12 protein-coding genes are annotated in these 15895 nt (G+C 71.3%); 7 read left to right on the forward strand and 5 right to left on the reverse strand.

Annotation, left to right across the window (positions count from 1 at the left end; genetic code table 11):
• Positions 1–11 precede the first annotated feature (11 nt).
• Positions 12–2336 (reverse strand): xanthine dehydrogenase molybdopterin binding subunit, encoded by a 2325-nt coding sequence (gene xdhB, locus KAK07_RS00540; protein ID WP_210858373.1) that lies wholly within the window; start codon positions 2334–2336, stop codon positions 12–14.
• Positions 2333–3880: a xanthine dehydrogenase small subunit gene (gene xdhA, locus KAK07_RS00545; protein ID WP_210858376.1), complete on the reverse strand. Its 1548-nt coding sequence runs from the start codon at positions 3878–3880 to the stop codon at positions 2333–2335. The genes xdhB and xdhA overlap by 4 nt, the downstream gene beginning before the upstream one ends.
• A 71-nt stretch (positions 3881–3951) precedes the next feature.
• Between xdhA and KAK07_RS00550 the strand changes: the two genes are divergently transcribed.
• The 7 genes from KAK07_RS00550 to KAK07_RS00580 all read left to right on the forward strand — a co-directional run bounded on the left by KAK07_RS00550 (position 3952) and on the right by KAK07_RS00580 (position 12781).
• Positions 3952–4905, forward strand: a complete 954-nt coding sequence (locus tag KAK07_RS00550; RefSeq protein ID WP_210851834.1) for a LysR family transcriptional regulator — start codon at positions 3952–3954, stop codon at positions 4903–4905.
• The gene (gene guaD / locus KAK07_RS00555) at positions 4902–6236 is read left to right on the forward strand and encodes a guanine deaminase (protein ID WP_210851835.1); all 1335 of its coding nucleotides are present in this window, start codon (positions 4902–4904) and stop codon (positions 6234–6236) included. Before KAK07_RS00550 ends, guaD begins: the two co-directional genes overlap by 4 nt.
• Complete coding sequence (locus KAK07_RS00560) at positions 6233–7765, forward strand: ABC transporter ATP-binding protein (RefSeq protein ID WP_210851836.1); 1533 nt, start codon at positions 6233–6235, stop codon at positions 7763–7765. Before guaD ends, KAK07_RS00560 begins: the two co-directional genes overlap by 4 nt.
• Positions 7762–8826, forward strand: a complete 1065-nt coding sequence (locus KAK07_RS00565) for an ABC transporter permease (RefSeq protein WP_210851837.1) — start codon at positions 7762–7764, stop codon at positions 8824–8826. The genes KAK07_RS00560 and KAK07_RS00565 overlap by 4 nt, the downstream gene beginning before the upstream one ends.
• Complete coding sequence (locus KAK07_RS00570; RefSeq protein ID WP_210851838.1) at positions 8826–9746, forward strand: ABC transporter permease; 921 nt, start codon at positions 8826–8828, stop codon at positions 9744–9746. Before KAK07_RS00565 ends, KAK07_RS00570 begins: the two co-directional genes overlap by 1 nt.
• A gap of 45 nt (positions 9747–9791) precedes the next feature.
• Entirely contained in the window at positions 9792–10949 is a 1158-nt protein-coding gene (locus tag KAK07_RS00575; protein ID WP_210851839.1) for a BMP family ABC transporter substrate-binding protein, read from the forward strand.
• Positions 10950–11263: 314 nt separating this feature from the next.
• The gene (locus KAK07_RS00580; RefSeq protein WP_210858378.1) at positions 11264–12781 is read left to right on the forward strand and encodes a sulfatase family protein; all 1518 of its coding nucleotides are present in this window, start codon (positions 11264–11266) and stop codon (positions 12779–12781) included.
• Positions 12782–12863: 82 nt separating this feature from the next.
• Here the strand turns inward: KAK07_RS00580 and KAK07_RS00585 are convergent, their stop codons facing one another.
• From KAK07_RS00585 to KAK07_RS00595, 3 genes are all read right to left on the reverse strand, one after another.
• Positions 12864–13181, reverse strand: a complete 318-nt coding sequence (locus KAK07_RS00585; protein WP_210852285.1) for a hypothetical protein — start codon at positions 13179–13181, stop codon at positions 12864–12866.
• Between the two features lie 103 nt (positions 13182–13284).
• Positions 13285–14838, reverse strand: coding sequence for a sulfatase-like hydrolase/transferase (locus KAK07_RS00590; RefSeq protein WP_210858380.1), 1554 nt, complete (start codon positions 14836–14838; stop codon positions 13285–13287).
• A 10-nt stretch (positions 14839–14848) separates the two neighbouring features.
• Positions 14849–15820 carry a tripartite tricarboxylate transporter substrate-binding protein gene (locus KAK07_RS00595; RefSeq protein ID WP_210858382.1) on the reverse strand — a complete coding sequence of 324 codons (972 nt, stop codon included), beginning with the start codon at positions 15818–15820 and terminating at the stop codon, positions 14849–14851.
• Positions 15821–15895 lie beyond the last annotated feature (75 nt).

The following is a 15895-nucleotide window of genomic DNA, read 5'->3' on the forward strand; positions in this document are numbered from 1 at the left end:
CCGCGATTGTCTCAGTCGCGCACCGCGTCGATGGCCCGCAGCAGCGCCTCGGGCGTGGCGGGGGCGAGCAGCGGCGGCTGGCAGCCTGGCGCACCGGCCGCGGCCACCGCATCGCGCAGGGCCAGCCAGACCGAGAAGGCCAGCAGCAGCGGCGGCTCGCCCACCGCCTTGCTGCGGTGGATGCTGTCGGCGACGTTGGCGTTCTCGAACAGCCGGGTGTGCAGCGCGTCAGGCACGTCGTTGGCGGTCGGGATCTTGTAGGTCGACGGCGCATGGGTCAGCAGCGCACCACTCTGCGGGTGCCAGACCAGCTCCTCACTGGTCAGCCAGCCCATGCCCTGGACGAAGGCGCCTTCGACCTGGCCGATGTCCAGCGCCGGGTTCAGCGAGCGGCCAACGTCGTGCAGCAGGTCGGCGCGCAGCAGTCGCCATTCGCCGGTCAGCGTGTCGAGCAGCACCTCGGACACCGCGGCGCCGTAGGCGAAGTAGTAGAAGGGCTTGCCGGTCAGCGTGGCGCGGTCCCAGTGCAGGCCGGGCGTGGCGTAGAAGCCCTCGCTCCACAGCTGCACGCGGGCCACGTAGGCGCGCTGCACCAGGGCGTCGAAGGCCACCGTGCGGCCGTCCGGCGCCTGCACCTGGCCGTCGGCGAAGGCGATGGCCTCGGCCGCCACGCCCCACTCGGCCGCCTGCAGCGCCGCCAGGCGACCGCGGATGCGCCGCGCCGCGTCCTGTGCCGCCTGGCCGTTCAGGTCGGCGCCGGTGGACGCCGCGGTGGCCGAGGTGTTGGCCACCTTGCTGGTGTCGGTGGCGCTGCAGCGCACGCGGCCGATGGGCAGGCCCAGCTCATGGGCCACCACCTGGGCGACCTTGGTGTTCAGGCCCTGGCCCATCTCGGTGCCGCCGTGGTTGACCAGCACCGAGCCGTCCAGGTAGACATGCACCAGCGCACCGGCCTGGTTGTAGTGGTTGACGTTGAAGGAGATGCCGAACTTCACCGGCGACAGCGCCAGGCCCTTCTTCAGCACCGGGCTGGCGGCGTTGAACAGCGCCACCTCGGCGCGGCGCTTGGCGTACTCCGCGCTGCCGGTGAGTTCATCCACCAGCGGCGCGATCACGTTGTCCTCGACCAGCTGGCCGTAGGGCGTGACGTTGTGGTCGTCGGTGCCGTACCAGTTGGCCTGGTGCACCGCCAGCAGGTCGAGTGCGCGGTGGCGCGCGATGTGGTCCAGGATGAGCTCGGTGATCAGCGCGCCCTGCGGGCCGCCGAAGCCGCGAAAGGCGGTGTTGCTCTGGCGGTTCGTGCGCGGCAGGTAACCGTGCAGCGCCACATTGGGCAGCCAGCAGGCGTTGTCGATGTGGCACAGCGCGCGCGTCATCACCGGCGGCGACAGGTCGGCCGAGTGGCCGGCGTCGCCCAGCAGCGTGACCTCCAGCGCCAGCACGCGGCCGGCATCGTCAAAGCCCACCGTCCAGTCGAACTCGAAGCCATGCCGGCGGCCGGTGATCAGGAAGTCATCGTCACGGTCCACGCGCAGCTTGACCGGTCGCTGCAGCCGCCGCGCCGCCAGCGCGGCCACGCAGGCGAACAGCGCCGACTGCGACTCCTTGCCACCGAAGCCGCCGCCCATGCGCCGGCAGCTCACCTGCACCGCGTGGCTGGGCAGCTGCAGTGCATGGCCGATCAGCGCCTGCATCTCGCTGGGGTGCTGGGTGGAGCAGTGCACCAGCAGGCCGCCATCGTCCTGCGGCAGCGCGAAGCTGATCTGGCCTTCGAGGTAGAACTGTTCCTGGCCGCCCAGCGTCCAGCGGCCGCTCAGGCGGTGCGGCGCCTCGGCCATCGCGGCGTCGACACCGCCGGGGTGCGTGGCGCGGCTGAGGTGCATCGGCGGCACCACCCAGTCGGCGGCCGCATGGGCGGCGCGCAGGTCCAGCTGCGCCGGCAGCGGCTCGATCCGCAGCACCGCCTTGGCCTGTGCGGCGGCGCGGCGCGCCGCATCGCGGCTGGTGGCCACCACGGCGAAGACCGGCTGACCCAGGTAGCGCAACGTGCCGTCAGCCAGGATCGGGTCGTCGTGAACGATCGGACCACAGTCGTTCGGGCCCGGGATGTCGGCGGCGGTGAAGACCTCGACCACACCGGGCAGCGCGCGCAAGCGCTCAAGGTCGATGCCCAGCAGCCGACCGTGTGCCACGGGCGACAGCCCCAGCGCGGCGTGCAGCGTGCCGACGGGTTCGGGGATGTCGTCGCAGTAGGCGGCGCGGCCGCTGACATGGCCGCGGGCGGATTCGTGGGGCAGCGGCAGGCCGACGACACCGGTATTCAGGCGCGGGTTCATGCGCAGCCCTCCCAGACGCGCAGCGCCTGCGCGGGCAGCGGCGCGTCGCCGCGGGTCTCCAGCCACAGACGCCGCAGCAGGGCGCGGGCCACGCGTTGGCGGTAGGCGGCGCTGGCGCGCAGGTCGGTGAGCGGGGTGAAGTCGGCATCCAGCGCGGCCTGGGCCGCCTGCAGCGTGGCCTCGGTCCAGGCCTGGCCGGTCAGCGCCGCCTCGGCGCCAGCGGCGCGGCGCACCGTCGCCGCCATGCCGCCAAAGGCCAGCCGGGCCTGCTGCACCACGCCCTGCTCGATGCGCAGCACCAGACCGGCGCTGACGCCGGAGATGTCGCAGTCGAAGCGCTTGCTCTGCTTCCAGCCCCGCACGGTCCATCCGGGGCCGGCGGTGGCCAGCGGCACCTCCACCGCCTCGACGAACTCGCCGGGCTGCAGCGCGTTCTTCATGTAGTCGAGGTAGAAGTCCTCCAGGGCCAGGTGGCGCGTGACACCGCCCTGTCGCAGGCGCAGCCGGGCGCCCAGCGCCATCAGCACCGGCGGGGCGTCGCCGATCGGCGAGCCGTTGGCCAGGTTTCCCACCAGGGTGCCGGCATGGCGCACCGGCGGTGCAGCGAAGCGGCGGTGCATCTCGGACAGCGTGGGCCAGCGCGCCACCAGGGCGCGCCAGCCGTCTTCCAGCGTCACCGCGGCGCCGATCCGCAGCATGCCGTCGGCCTCGTCGATGCGGCGCAGCTCGGCCACGTCGCCCAGCCAGATCAGCTCGCCCAGGTCGCGCAACTGCTTGGTGACCCACAGGCCCACATCGGTGGCGCCGGCCAGCAGCCGGGCCTGGGGCCGGGCTGCACGCAAGGTGGCCAACTCGGTCAGGCTGCGCGGCGCGTGCCAGCGGCCGGGCAGGCTCAGTGCCGGGGCGGCCTGCAGCCCGCGCAGCTGCTCGGCCAGGCCGTCCAGCGGCAGCCCGCGCGACAGGTCCTGGCCCATGCGCTGGCCGGCGTCCAGGATCGGCCGGTAGCCGGTGCAGCGGCACAGGTTGCCGGCGATCGCATCGGCCAGCTCGCTCCGGCTGGGAGGGGGCCCGCCGGCGCGCTGGCGCTCGTGCTCGGCGGCCAGGCTCATCGCGAAGCCCGGGGTGCAGAACCCGCACTGGTGGCCGTGGCAGTCGACCAGGGCCTGCTGGGCGGGGTGCAGCGGTGCATCGGGCGATGGGCCGGCCAGGTCCTCCACCGTCAGCAGCGCCTTGCCGTCCAGGCTGGGCAGAAAGCGGATGCAGGCATTGACCGGGCGGATCGCCAGGCCGGCGCTGCGCACCGCGGCGGTGTCGCCCAGCACCGTTTCGGCGAGTTCGGCCAGTTCAGCCACCAACACGGTGCAGGCACCGCAGTCGCCCTCGGCGCAGCCTTCCTTGGTGCCGCAGGCGCGAGCGTCCTCGCGCAGCCACTGCAGCACGCTGCGCGTGGGGGGCGCGTCGTTCACCTCCACGGTGCGGCCACGGAAGACGAAGCGCACCGGGCGGGTGGCGGCCTCGGGAGAAACCTGGGGGTGGGCGTCCATGGCGTGAACTTACCTGCGGCAGGCCGATGTTGGCATACGATATGCGACATGCAGGGAATATGCCCACGCGTATGACGAAGCCGTCCGATGCCGCCAACATCGACCTCCATCTCGTGAAGGTCCTGCACACCGTGATCACTGAACGCAGCGTTTCCCGTGCCGCGATGCGCCTGGGCAGCAGCCAGCCCCAGGTCAGCGCGCAGCTGCGCCGCCTGCGTGCGCTGACCGGTGATGCGCTGCTGGTGCGCGCCGGTGGCGGCATGGTGCCCACCGAGGCCGCGCAGGCCATGCTGGCGCCCGCCGAGAGCCTGCTGCGCGAGGCCGAAGCGCTGTTCGGCGGCGCCCGCGTGCAGCGCCGCTTCGAGCCGCAGCGCGCCGAGATGACGCTGCGCATCGCCGCCAGCGACTACCTCGACCCGCAGTTCCTGCCCGGCGTGGCTGCCGAACTGCGCCGGGCGGCGCCGGGCCTGACGCTGGAGATCCATCCGCTGTCGGCCGAGTTCGACTACCGCCGCAAGCTGGCCTCGGGCGAGGTGGACCTGGTGATCGGCAACTGGCTGCGCCCGCCCGATGAGTTGCACCTGGGCCGCCTGCTCAGCGACGAGGTGGTCTGCCTGGTGGCCGCCGACCACCCGGCGGTGAAGAACCCGCGCAGCTGGACCGAGGAGCGTTACCTGGACGCCGAGCACATCGCCCCGATGCCGCTGCATCCCGGCGCGCTGGGCGTGATCGACGAGCACCTGGCGGCCCGTGGCCTGAAGCGGCGCATCGCGGTGCGCTGCGCCCACTTCGGTCTGGCACCGCGCATGGTGGCCGACAGCCGCCTGGTGCTGACCACCGGTCGCCAGTTCTGCCAGCGCTACCTGGGCGCCCTGCCGCTGCGCATCGTGCGCTGCCCGGCCGGCTTTCCGCCGATGGCCTACTACCAGCTGTGGCACGACCGCGCCCATGCGGCGCCGGCCCAGCGCTGGCTGCGTGAGCAGGTGCGCGACGTGGCGCGTGCGCTGGCGGGGAGTGCCACATGAGCCTGCATGTGGGGCACGACCAGAAGCTGGCGCTGTTCGGCGACCTGCTCGATTTCACTGAAGCGCCGCCGCTGGCCGATCCCGGCGCCGAGCCCCGCTGGCGCCCGGCGCACTGGCTGCTGATCGAGGCCGGCCGCATCGTCGGCGTGCAGCGCCACGAGCCCGATGCCAGCTGGCCCAAGGAGCGCCACCCCGGCCGGCTGATCCTGCCCGGCTTCATCGACACCCATGTGCACAGCGCGCAGATCGATGTGCTGGGGGCCTGGGGCACCGAGCTGCTCGACTGGCTGGAGCGCCACACCTTCCCGGCCGAGGCGCGCATGGACGACCCGGAGCATGCGCGCTTCATCTCGGCGCTGTTCCTGGATGGCCTGCTGGCCACCGGCACCACCTCGGCGATGGTCTTTCCCACGGTGCACCGCGATTCGGTGGATGCACTGTTCGAGGCCGGCAGTGCGCGCGGCATGCGCCTGATCGCCGGCAAGGTGCTGATGGACCGCCACGCGCCCGAATTCCTGCGCGACGACGTGGCCCAGGCCGAGCAGGACTGCGTGGAGCTGATCGCCCGCTGGCACGGACATGGCCGCCTGGCCTACGCGGTGACGCCGCGCTTCGCACCCACCTCCACCGATGCCCAGCTGGCCATGGCCGGCGCGCTGATGGCCGCCCACCCGGGCCTGTATATGCAGACCCATGTGGCCGAGAACCGCGACGAGGTGCGCTGGGTCGGCGAGCTGTTCCCCTGGTCGCGCAGCTACCTGGACGTGTACGAGCATTTCCGCCTGCTGGGCCCGCGCAGCATGCTGGCCCACGGCATCTGGCTGGATGCCGACGACCGTGCCTGCCTGGCGGCCACCGGCGCCATGATTTCGCACTGCCCCAGCTCCAACCTGTTCCTGGGCAGCGGACTGTTCGACTGGCCGGCGGCGCGCGCCGGCGGCGCGGCGGTGACGATGGGCTGCGATGTGGGCGGCGGCACCAGCCTGTCGATGCTGCGCACGCTGGCCGATGGCTACCAGGTGCAAGCCCTGGCCGGCCGGCGCATCACCGCCTGGGCGCTGCTGCATGCGGCCACCCGTGGCGCCGCCGAGGCCCTGGGTCTGGCCCATGAAATCGGCTCGCTTGAGCCCGGTACACTGGCCGACGTGGTCGTCTGGGACACCGCCCGTTCGCCTGTCGAGCGCCGCCGCCAGTCGGTGGCCCGCGACTTGCATGATGCGATCTTTGCCTGGCTGACCCTGGCTGGCGACGACCACGTGGTGAGCACCCGCGTGGCCGGCGTCGAGCGGTACCGGCGGCCGGCCGACCACGACGAGAAGCCCACCGCATGACCTTCCTCCCCGCACGCCTCGAACTGCGCGGCATCACCAAGCAGTACCCCGCGGTCCGGGCCAACGACAGCGTGGCGCTGAGCGTGGCCCCCGGCCAGATCCATGCGGTGCTGGGCGAGAACGGTGCCGGCAAGTCCACACTGATGAAGATCATCTACGGCGCGGTCAAGCCCGACGCCGGCGAGATCCTCTGGAACGGCCAGCCGGTGCAGGTGGCCAGCCCGGCGGCGGCGCGGCAGCTGGGCATCAGCATGGTCTACCAGCACTTCTCGCTGTTCGACACCCTCACCGCCGCCGAGAACGTCTGGCTGGGCCTGGACAAGGCGATGAGCCTGGACGAGGTGACGGCCCGCATCCGCGAGGTCGCCGCCGGCTACGGCCTGGAGGTCGACCCGCTGCGCCCGGTGCACACCCTCAGCGTGGGCGAGCGCCAGCGCGTCGAGATCGTGCGCGCGCTGCTCACCAAGCCGCAGCTGCTGATCCTGGACGAGCCCACCTCGGTGCTCACCCCGCAGGCGGTGGAGAAGCTCTTCGTCACGCTGCGCCAGCTCAGCAGCGAGGGCTGCTCCATCCTCTACATCAGCCACAAGCTCGACGAGATCCGCAGCCTGTGCCACCACTGCACCGTGCTGCGCGGTGGCAAGGTGACGGGTGAGGTCGACCCCAGCCAGGAGACCAACGCCGGTCTGTCGCGCCTGATGATCGGCGCCGAGCCGCCGGCGTTGCACGCGCGCGCCGCCACGCAAGGCGCCACGGTGCTGCAGGTCCGGGGCCTGTCGCTGCCCACCACCGACCCCTTCGGCATGGCGCTCAAGGACATCGCGCTGGACGTGCGCGCCGGCGAGATCCTGGGCATCGCCGGGGTCTCGGGCAATGGCCAGCAGGAGCTGATGGCTGCGCTCTCGGGCGAGGACCCGCGGGCGCCGGCCGGCTCGGTCACGCTGTTCGGCCACGACATCGCCACCGCCTCGCCGCGCAAGCGGCGCCACCTGGGCCTGCACTTCGTGCCCGAGGAGCGCCTGGGCCGCGGCGCGGTGCCCACGCTGTCATTGGCCGCCAACACGCTGCTCACCCGCACCGAGGCCGTGGGCCGCGGCGGCTGGCTTGATCTGTCGGCCACGCGTGCGCTGGCGGCCAGCCTGATCGATCGCTTCAAGGTCAAGGCGGGCGGGCCGGATGCCGCGGCCAGGTCGCTGTCGGGCGGCAACCTGCAGAAGTTCATCGTCGGCCGCGAGATTGACGCGAATCCGAAGCTGCTGATCGTCGCCCAGCCCACCTGGGGCGTGGACGTGGGCGCGGCCGCACAGATCCGCGGCGAGCTGCTGAAGCTGCGCGACGCCGGTTGTGCACTGCTGGTGGTCAGCGAGGAACTGGACGAGCTGTTCGAGCTGAGCGACCGCCTGCAGGTGATCGCGCAAGGGCGGCTGTCGCCATCGGTGCCGGTCAAGGAGGCCACGGTGGAGATGATCGGCGAGTGGATGTCGGGCCTGTGGAACGCCGCCCCGGCCGCGCAGGGGGTGGCCGCATGATCCGCCTGATTCCGCGCCCGCAGCCCTCGAAGGCCATGTCCTTCGCCTCGCCGCTGATCGCGCTGGCGATCACCGTGCTGGTGGGTGTCGTGCTGTTCAGCGTGCTGGGCAAGGACCCGCTGAGGGCGCTGCAGGTCTTCTTCATCGAGCCGGTGAAGAACGGCTATGCGCTGTCCGAGCTGAGCGTCAAGGCGGTGCCGCTGGTGCTGATCGCGCTGGGCCTGTCGGTGTGCTACCGCTCGAATGTCTGGAACATCGGTGCCGAGGGGCAGTTCGTGCTGGGCGCGATCTTCGCCAGCGGCGTGGCCATGCAGGCCGGGCCCGACACCTCACGCTGGGTGGTGGTGCCGGTGCTGGCCGCCGGCGTGCTGGGCGGCATGGTGTGGAGCGGCATCGTCGCGCTGCTGCGCGACCGCTTCAACGCCAGCGAGATCCTGGTCAGCCTGATGATGGTCTATGTGGCCGACATGCTGCTGGCCTGGCTGGTCTACGGCCCCTGGAAGGACCCGGCCGGCTACAACTTCCCGCAGACCATCACCTTCGCCGCGGCGACCAAGATTCCGCGCCTGGTCGATGGCTGGCGCATGAACGTGGGCGTCTTCATCGCGCTGGCCGCGGTGCTGGGCCTGTGGGCCTTCCTGTTCCGCACCTACCGCGGCTTCTCGCTGCAGGTGGGCGGTCTGGCGCCCGATGCGGCGCGCTACGCCGGCTTCTCGTCGCGGCGCGCGCTGTGGATCGCGCTGCTGATCAGCGGCGGTCTGGCCGGTCTGGCCGGCGGCCTGGAAGCGGCCGGTCCGCTGGGGCAACTCACCCCATACGTGCCGGCCGGCTACGGCTTTGCCGCGATCATCGTCGCCTATGTGGGGCGGCTGCATCCGGTGGGGGCGGTGTTCTCGGCGGTGCTGATGAGCATGTTCTACATCGGCGGCGAGCTGGCGCAGTCGCGCCTGGGCCTGCCCAAGGCGCTGACCGGCGTGTTCCAGGGCCTGCTGCTGTTCGCGCTGCTGGCCTGCGACACGCTGATCCACTACAAGCCACAGTTCGGACGGAGGGGCCCGTGATGGAACAGTTCGCGCTGCTGCTGGGCGCCACCTTCAATGCCGGCACCGTGCTGGCGATCGCCGGCCTGGGCCTGCTGATCAATGAGCGTGCCGGCATCATCAACCTGGGCGCCGAGGGCATGATGCTGGTGGCGGCGATCGCCGGCTTTGCCACGGCGGCGCACACCGGCTCCGACCTGGCGGCCTTTGCCGCGGGCGCGGGCGTGGGGGCCGTGATGGCCGCCATCTTCGGCGTGCTGGTGATCTGGCTGAACACCAACCAGTACGCCACCGGGCTGGCGCTGAGCCTGTTCGGCACCGGCTTCTCGGCCTTCGTGGGCACCGCCTACACGCAGGCGCGCCTGAGCGACCGCGCCAAGTTCGACATCCCGCTGCTGGCCGACCTTCCGCTGATCGGGCCGGCGCTGTTCCGCCATCATCCGCTGGTCTATGGGGCGGTGCTGCTGGCGCTGGGCCTGGCCTGGTTCCTGTACCGCTCGCGGCCGGGCCTGGTGCTGCGCGCGGTGGGCGAGTCGCCCGAGTCGGCGCATGCGCTGGGCTACCCGGTGCGGCGCATCCGGCTGGCGGCGGTGATGACCGGTGGCGCGCTGTGCGGTCTGGCCGGCGCCTACCTGTCGGTAATCTACACGCCGCTGTGGGTGGAGGGCATGGTGGCCGGCAAGGGCTGGATCGCGCTGGCCCTGACCACCTTCGCCACCTGGCGCCCGGCGCGGGTGCTGCTGGGCGCCTACCTGTTCGGCGGCGTCACCATGCTGCAGTTCCACCTGCAGGGCGAGGGCGTGCAGATCGCCAGCCAGTGGCTCACCATGCTGCCGTATGTGGCCACCATCGTCGTGCTGGTGCTGATCTCGCGCAATCCGACCTGGATTCGTGTGAACATGCCGGCTTCGCTGGGCAAACCCTTCTTCCCGGGCGGCTGAGCCGCCCACGACCCCCGCTTTCATCCCCCCACGCACGGAGAACCCATGACCCTGCACACCAAGCGTTCGATGCTTCGCCTGTCCGGACTGGCCACGGTGGCCGCCGCTGCCGCCCTGGTCGGTTGCGGCAAGAAGGAAGAGGCCGCGCCGGCCGCTGCGTCGGCGCCGGCCTCGGCCGCCGCCCCTGCCAAGGCCGAGCCGCTGAAGGTGGCCTTCGCCTACGTCGGCCCGGTGGGCGACGGCGGCTGGACCTTCGCCCACGACAACGCCCGCAAGGCGCTGGAGAAGGAACTGGGCGACAAGATCGTCACCAGCTTCGTCGAGAAGGTTCCCGAGGCTGCCGACGCCGAGCGCGTCTTCCGCGACATGATCGGCCAGGGCAACACGCTGATCTTCGGCACCACCTTCGGCTACATGGAGCCGATGCTCAAGGTGGCCGCCGACAGCCCGAACGTCAAGTTCGAGCACGCCACCGGCTACAAGACCGCGCCCAACCTGCGCACCTATGACAGCCGCACCTACGAGGGCGCCTACATGGCGGGCGTGGTGGCGGGTGCCATGACCAAGTCGAACACGCTGGGCGTGGTCGGCTCGATCCCCATCCCCGAGGTGATCCGCAACATCAACAGCTTCACCATGGGCGCGCAGAGCGTGAACCCCAAGGTCAAGACCAAGGTGGTCTGGGTCAACGAGTGGTTCAACCCGCCCAAGGAAACCGAGGCCGCCACCGCGCTGATCAACGGCGGCGCCGACGTGCTGATGCAGAACACCGATTCGCCGGCCGTGCTCAAGACCGCGCAGGAAAAGGGCAAGCGCGCCTTCGGCTGGGACTCCGACATGACCGCCTACGGCCCCAAGGCCCACCTGGGCTCGGCCGTGATCAACTGGGGTCCGTACTACATCAAGGCCACCAAGGACGCGCTGGAAGGCAAGTGGGCCACCGGCCAGAGCTGGTGGGGCGTCAAGGAAGGCGCGATCGATTTCGTCTCGATCGCCGAGGACGTGCCGGCCGACGTGAAGGCCAAGGTCGACGCCGTCAAGGCCGGCCTGAAGGACGGCAGCTTCGCGATCTGGAAGGGCCCGATCGTCGACAACACCGGCAAGGAAGTCCTGGCCAAGGACGCCGTGGCCGATGACGCCTTCCTGGGCGGCATCAAGTTCTACGTCAAGGGCGTGGAAGGCACGGTGCCGGGCGCCAAGTAAGCACCCTCGGCCGCCAAGGGCGGCCGACTTTCGAGGGTGTGCCGCCCGCGGCGGCGCCCACCCCCACCACAGGGCCGGTCGCCTCAGCGTCCGGCCCTGTGTCTTTGTCGGCGCTGTGATGCCGACGCTGTGGGCAGGCCCGGGGGAGGCCGGTGGTGGCGTGGCGCGGCCCGCGCACCACCGGGGTGCGGCGGGTTGCCTCCCCGACCCGCTGCGCTGTCACCGCCGCAGTTAGGGGTGGATCCTGGTGCACCGAGGCGTCAGGATGCCCGGTCACGGCGCTGCGACGGGGCCGGCCTGAGGGGGGATGACACATGACCACGAGACTGCTGGCGGGTTGCCTGCGGGTGCTGGGCCTGGCCGTGCTGCTGGTGGCCAGCGCTGGTGCCACCCCCCGGCCGCCGAACATCGTGTTCATCCTGACCGATGACATGGATGCGGAACTGCTGCAGCACCTGCCGCGCCTGCAGTCGCTGATGGTGCAGCAGGGCATGTCGTTCAACCAGCACTTCGTCAGCCTGTCGGCCTGCTGCCCCTCGCGCTCGGCCACGCTGCGCGGACAGTTCGCGCACAACACCGGGATGTACGCCAACAAGGGCGCCAACGGCGGCTTCGACAAGTTCTTCGGCGACGGGCTGGAGCAGCAGACCCTGGCCACCTCACTGCAGGCGGCCGGCTACGTCACCGCGCTGATGGGCAAGTACCTCAACGGGTACCCGAGCCGCCATCCGGGCAACCGCTACATCCCGCCGGGATGGTCCGAGTGGGCGGTGCCCAACCACGGCTCGCCGGCCCGGCAGTACAACTACGCGCTGAACGTCAACGGGCAGACGGTCCGCTACGACGCCTTGCCGTCCGACTACCTGGTGGACGTGCTGACCCGCCGCGCCACCCGGTTCATCCGGCAGACCACGGCGGAGCGTCCGGACGCGCCCTTCTTCCTCTATGTCTCGCCGCTGACGCCGCACTTCCCCTCGGTGCCGCCCAGGCGCTACCGCAACCTGTTTCCGGACGCCAAGGCGCCCCGGCCACCGTCCTTCAACGAGGCCGACGTCAGCGACAAGCCCGGCTGGCTGGCGCGCCGGGACCTGCTGCCCCGCGCGCAGGTGAACCTGATCGATGCGCTGTACCGCAAGCGCCTGCGCAGCATGTTGGCGGTGGAGGACATGGTCGAGCAGGTGATGCAGACCCTCAAGGATCTGGCGATCGACGGCCGCACCTATGTCTTCTTCACCTCGGACAACGGCTACCACCTGGGCCAGCACCGCCTGCCGCCCGGCAAGGGCACCGAGTTCGACGAAGACCTGAGGGTGCCCTTGCTGGTCACCGGCCCGGGCGTGCGCGCGGGCTCACAGGTGACGCAACTCACCGCCAACGTCGACTATGCGGCGACGATAGCCGAACTCGCAGGCATCGCGCCGCTGCCGTTCAACGATGGCCGCTCGCTGGTGCCGCTGCTCAAGCGCCAGGCCACCGGACCCTGGCGAGACGCCCTGCTGCTGGAGCACGCCGCAGAACGAGGCGCGCCCCGCCAGACCCGGCCCTGGCTGGAGCCGCTGGACCCCGGCGACAGTCCGGCACCGGCGCCGATGGTCGAGTGGCGATCGCCCTACATCGGGTTGCGGCTGGCGGACAACCGGACCTACATCGAGTACGAGAGCGGCGAGCGCGAGTACTACGACATGAACACCGACCCCCACCAGCTGAGCAACGGCTACGCGCGGCTGCCGGCGGCCGAGAAGGCCCGGCTGTCGGCCTGGGCCCGGCGGCTGGCCGCGGCGGCCGGCCAGACCCTGCGCGACGCCGAGGTGGCGCCCCCGATCAGCCCCTGACCAGCCCCTGATCAGCCCGGCCCGCGCTGCCATGCCGCGGGCCGGCCTGCCTCAAAGCAGGCGCAGAGTGTGCCGGGTCTGTTCAGCCGCCGAACAGGCGCTTGAGCCAGCCCAGCAGGCCACCGCCGCCGCTGGCGGCGGGGGCGGCAGCCACTGGTGCCGGGGCCGGGCGGACCGGCGCGGGCGCTGCTCGGGCGGCCACGGCGGGTGCCGCGGCACGGGCCGGGGCGGCTGTCGGCGCCGCGGGCTGCGACGCGCGGGCCGCCTGCGCGGCTTGCCACTGGGCGTAGTGGCGCTTGAGCACGGCGTCGGTGGGCGGCAGGCCCAGCAGGCGGTTGCGCTCGGTGATGGCATGGCGGCGCAGCACGGCGTCGGTGGGCAGGTCGTCAGATGCGGACATCAACTCGTCTCCTCGGTCGCCGGTCGGTGCCGGCTTCATGCTCACCGCGCGGCGCGCGGCCCCGTGCATCTTGCAAGTTGCAGGCCCACCGCCAACAGGGTTTTCACCACTGACCGTAGAACACGCCCGCCTTCTTGTGGTTGTCGGTGCCGCGCTCGATCTGTTCCAGGCTGACCGTGGTGCGTCGCTTGCGCGCGGCCAGCCAGACCAGGAGCTGCCCTCGGAAGGCCTGGCGCACGCCCTCGGTCGCGGCGGATCGGCCCAGGTCGACGAACTGGTCCGGGTCGGCCTGCAGGTCGTAGAGCTGCTCGGGCGCGCTCTGCCAGTAGACATAGCGCCAGCGGGCGTTGCGCAGGCTCCAGGCCTGGCATTGGTCCGGCGCCAGGCCCAGGCGGCGGCGCGCGGCCTTGTAGGCAAAGTCCAGTTCGCTGACCGTGGTGTCGCGCCAGGACGGCAGCGTCTGGCCGCGCGTGAGCGGCAGCAGGCTGCGGCCCTCGATGCGGTGCTGGGGGATGGCCATGCCCAGCGCATCCAGGATGGTGGGCACCACATCGATGCCCTCGACGAAGCGATCGTCGGTGCTGCCGCGCGTGGCGTCGGCCGCGGCACTGGGGTCGACGACGATGAAGGGCACGCGCTGCACGGTGTCGTAGAACAGCTCCTTCTCGCCCAGCCAATGGTCGCCCAGGAAGTCGCCGTGGTCGGCGCAGAAGACGATCAGCGTGTCCTTGAAGCGGCCCTGCTGCTCCAGCGCGTTGAAGAGGCGACCCAGGTGGTGGTCGAGCTGCTCGATCAGGCCCTGGTAGGCCGGACGCACGGTGCGGATGCAGTCGTCCCGGCTGAAGCTCTGGCTCTCCTCGCTCTGGCGGTAGGCGGCCAGCACCGGGTGGGCGTCGATGGTCTCGGCCTCGTTGCGCACCACCGGCAGGCACTGCTCGGGCGTGTAGCGGGCGTGGTAGGGGGCCGGCGCCATGTAGGGCCAGTGTGGCTTCACATAGCTCAGGTGCAGCACCCAGGGTTGATCGCCCATGCGCCGGATGTAGGCCAGCGCCTGGTCGGTCATGTAGGCGGTTTCGGAATGCTCTTCGCGCACGCGGGCCGGCAGGTGCACATGGCGCATGTGCCAGCCGCTGACGACCTGGCCGCCCGCATCAACGCCGCTGATGACGTAGTCACTCCAGGGGTCGGCGCTGTCGTAGCCGTGCGCGCGCAGGAAGGCCGGGTAGCCGCTCTCGGTGCCCGGCGCGTGGTGGCCGTCGTAGCGGTCGATCTCCTCGAAGCCGCCGCGGGTGAGCAGCGTGTGCAGCTCGGAGCCGCCCTCCAGCTGCAGCCGCGCCAGGCCCTCGTGGTCGACCATCACATGGGTCTTGCCGGCCAGCGCCAGGTGCAGGCCCTGGCCGCGCAGGTACTCGCCCAGCGTGACCTCGCCCACCGACAGCGGCACACGGTTCCAGGTGGCGCCATGGCTGCTGGGCGTGCGGCCGGTGTAGTAGCTCATGCGGCTGGGGCCGCAGACGCCGCTGTTGACATAGGCCTGGGTGAAGCGCACGCCGCGGCGCGCCAGCGCGTCAATGTTGGGCGTGCGCAGGTACGGGTGGCCGGCGCAGGCCAGGTGGTCCCAGCGCAGCTGGTCGGCCATGATGAACAGCACGTTCATCGCTGTCCCCTCAATCGGCCGGCTTGTAGCCCGAGGCGCGGATCGGCGGACCCCAGCGCTCGTAGTCGGCCTTCATGATGGCGGCCAGCTGCGCCGGGCCATGGCCGGTGGGCTCCAGGCCCATCTCGACCAGGCGCTTGTGCACGGCCGGGTCGTTGACGGCGGCCGCAGCGGCCTTGGCCAGGCGATCGATCGTGGCCGGCGGCGTGCCGGCCGGGGCGAACAGCGCATACCAGGGCTGGGCCACCAGGTCGTAGCCCAGCTGCTTGAAGGTGGGCACCTCAGGGAAGGCCGGGTCGCGCTGCTCGCCGGCCACCGCCAGCAGCCGCGCCTTGCCTGCGGCCACCAGCGGCTTGATGTCGGCCACCACGGTGGAGGCGGCATTCACCTCGCCCGCCGCCAGCGCCTGCATCGCCGGGGCGGTGCCCTTGTAGGGCACGTGGGTCATCGTGATGCCGGCCGAGCGCGCGAACATCACGCCGAAGAAATGCGGGATGCTGCCGGCCGCGGCCGAGGCGTAGAAGCCGTTCTTGTCCGAATCGGCCTTGACCCAGGCCACATAGTCGGCCAGCGTCTTCACCGGCGCCGCCGACTGCACCGCCAGGCCCACCTGGAAGTTGCTCAGGTGGGCCACCGGCGCGAAGTCCTTGAACGGGTCGTAGCGCAGCTGGCCGGCGTACGAGTGCGGGAAGATCGACATCGTCGCCACCGGCGTCATCAGCAGCGTCAGGCCATCGGGCGCCGCGGCCTTGACCGCCTCATTGGCGATGCGGCCGCCGGCCCCGGCCTTGTTGTCCACCACCACCGTCTGCTTGAGCGTGCGCTGCATGTGCTCGGCGACGATGCGGGTCAGCGAATCGCTGGTGGCGCCGGGCGGGTAGCCCACGATCAGCTTGATCGTGCCCTCCTGGGCGCCGGCTGGCAGCGCGCAGGCCAGCGCGGCGGCGGCCAGCCAGGTGCGGCGGGTGAAACGGTGGCTCATGGTGTCTCCTCGTGTGCGCGGTGGCGTTGGCCGCTAATCTAGGCGCGGCCGGATCAATTGTTGAAATCAACCATC

The sequence above is a fragment of the Ideonella alba genome, from assembly GCF_018069875.1.
Lineage (GTDB): Bacteria > Pseudomonadota > Gammaproteobacteria > Burkholderiales > Burkholderiaceae_C > Ideonella > Ideonella alba.

Excerpts from the sequence above, each read along its gene's own strand:
- xdhB (WP_210858373.1), bottom strand. The coding sequence starts at position 2,336 with ATGAACCCGCGCCTGAATACCGGTGTCGTCGGCCTGCCGCTGCCCCAC.
- xdhA (WP_210858376.1), bottom strand. The coding sequence starts at position 3,880 with ATGGACGCCCACCCCCAGGTTTCTCCCGAGGCCGCCACCCGCCCGGTG.
- KAK07_RS00550 (WP_210851834.1), top strand. The coding sequence starts at position 3,952 with ATGACGAAGCCGTCCGATGCCGCCAACATCGACCTCCATCTCGTGAAG.
- guaD (WP_210851835.1), top strand. The coding sequence starts at position 4,902 with ATGAGCCTGCATGTGGGGCACGACCAGAAGCTGGCGCTGTTCGGCGAC.
- KAK07_RS00560 (WP_210851836.1), top strand. The coding sequence starts at position 6,233 with ATGACCTTCCTCCCCGCACGCCTCGAACTGCGCGGCATCACCAAGCAG.
- KAK07_RS00565 (WP_210851837.1), top strand. The coding sequence starts at position 7,762 with ATGATCCGCCTGATTCCGCGCCCGCAGCCCTCGAAGGCCATGTCCTTC.
- KAK07_RS00570 (WP_210851838.1), top strand. The coding sequence starts at position 8,826 with ATGGAACAGTTCGCGCTGCTGCTGGGCGCCACCTTCAATGCCGGCACC.
- KAK07_RS00575 (WP_210851839.1), top strand. The coding sequence starts at position 9,792 with ATGACCCTGCACACCAAGCGTTCGATGCTTCGCCTGTCCGGACTGGCC.
- KAK07_RS00580 (WP_210858378.1), top strand. The coding sequence starts at position 11,264 with ATGACCACGAGACTGCTGGCGGGTTGCCTGCGGGTGCTGGGCCTGGCC.
- KAK07_RS00585 (WP_210852285.1), bottom strand. The coding sequence starts at position 13,181 with ATGTCCGCATCTGACGACCTGCCCACCGACGCCGTGCTGCGCCGCCAT.
- KAK07_RS00590 (WP_210858380.1), bottom strand. The coding sequence starts at position 14,838 with ATGAACGTGCTGTTCATCATGGCCGACCAGCTGCGCTGGGACCACCTG.
- KAK07_RS00595 (WP_210858382.1), bottom strand. The coding sequence starts at position 15,820 with ATGAGCCACCGTTTCACCCGCCGCACCTGGCTGGCCGCCGCCGCGCTG.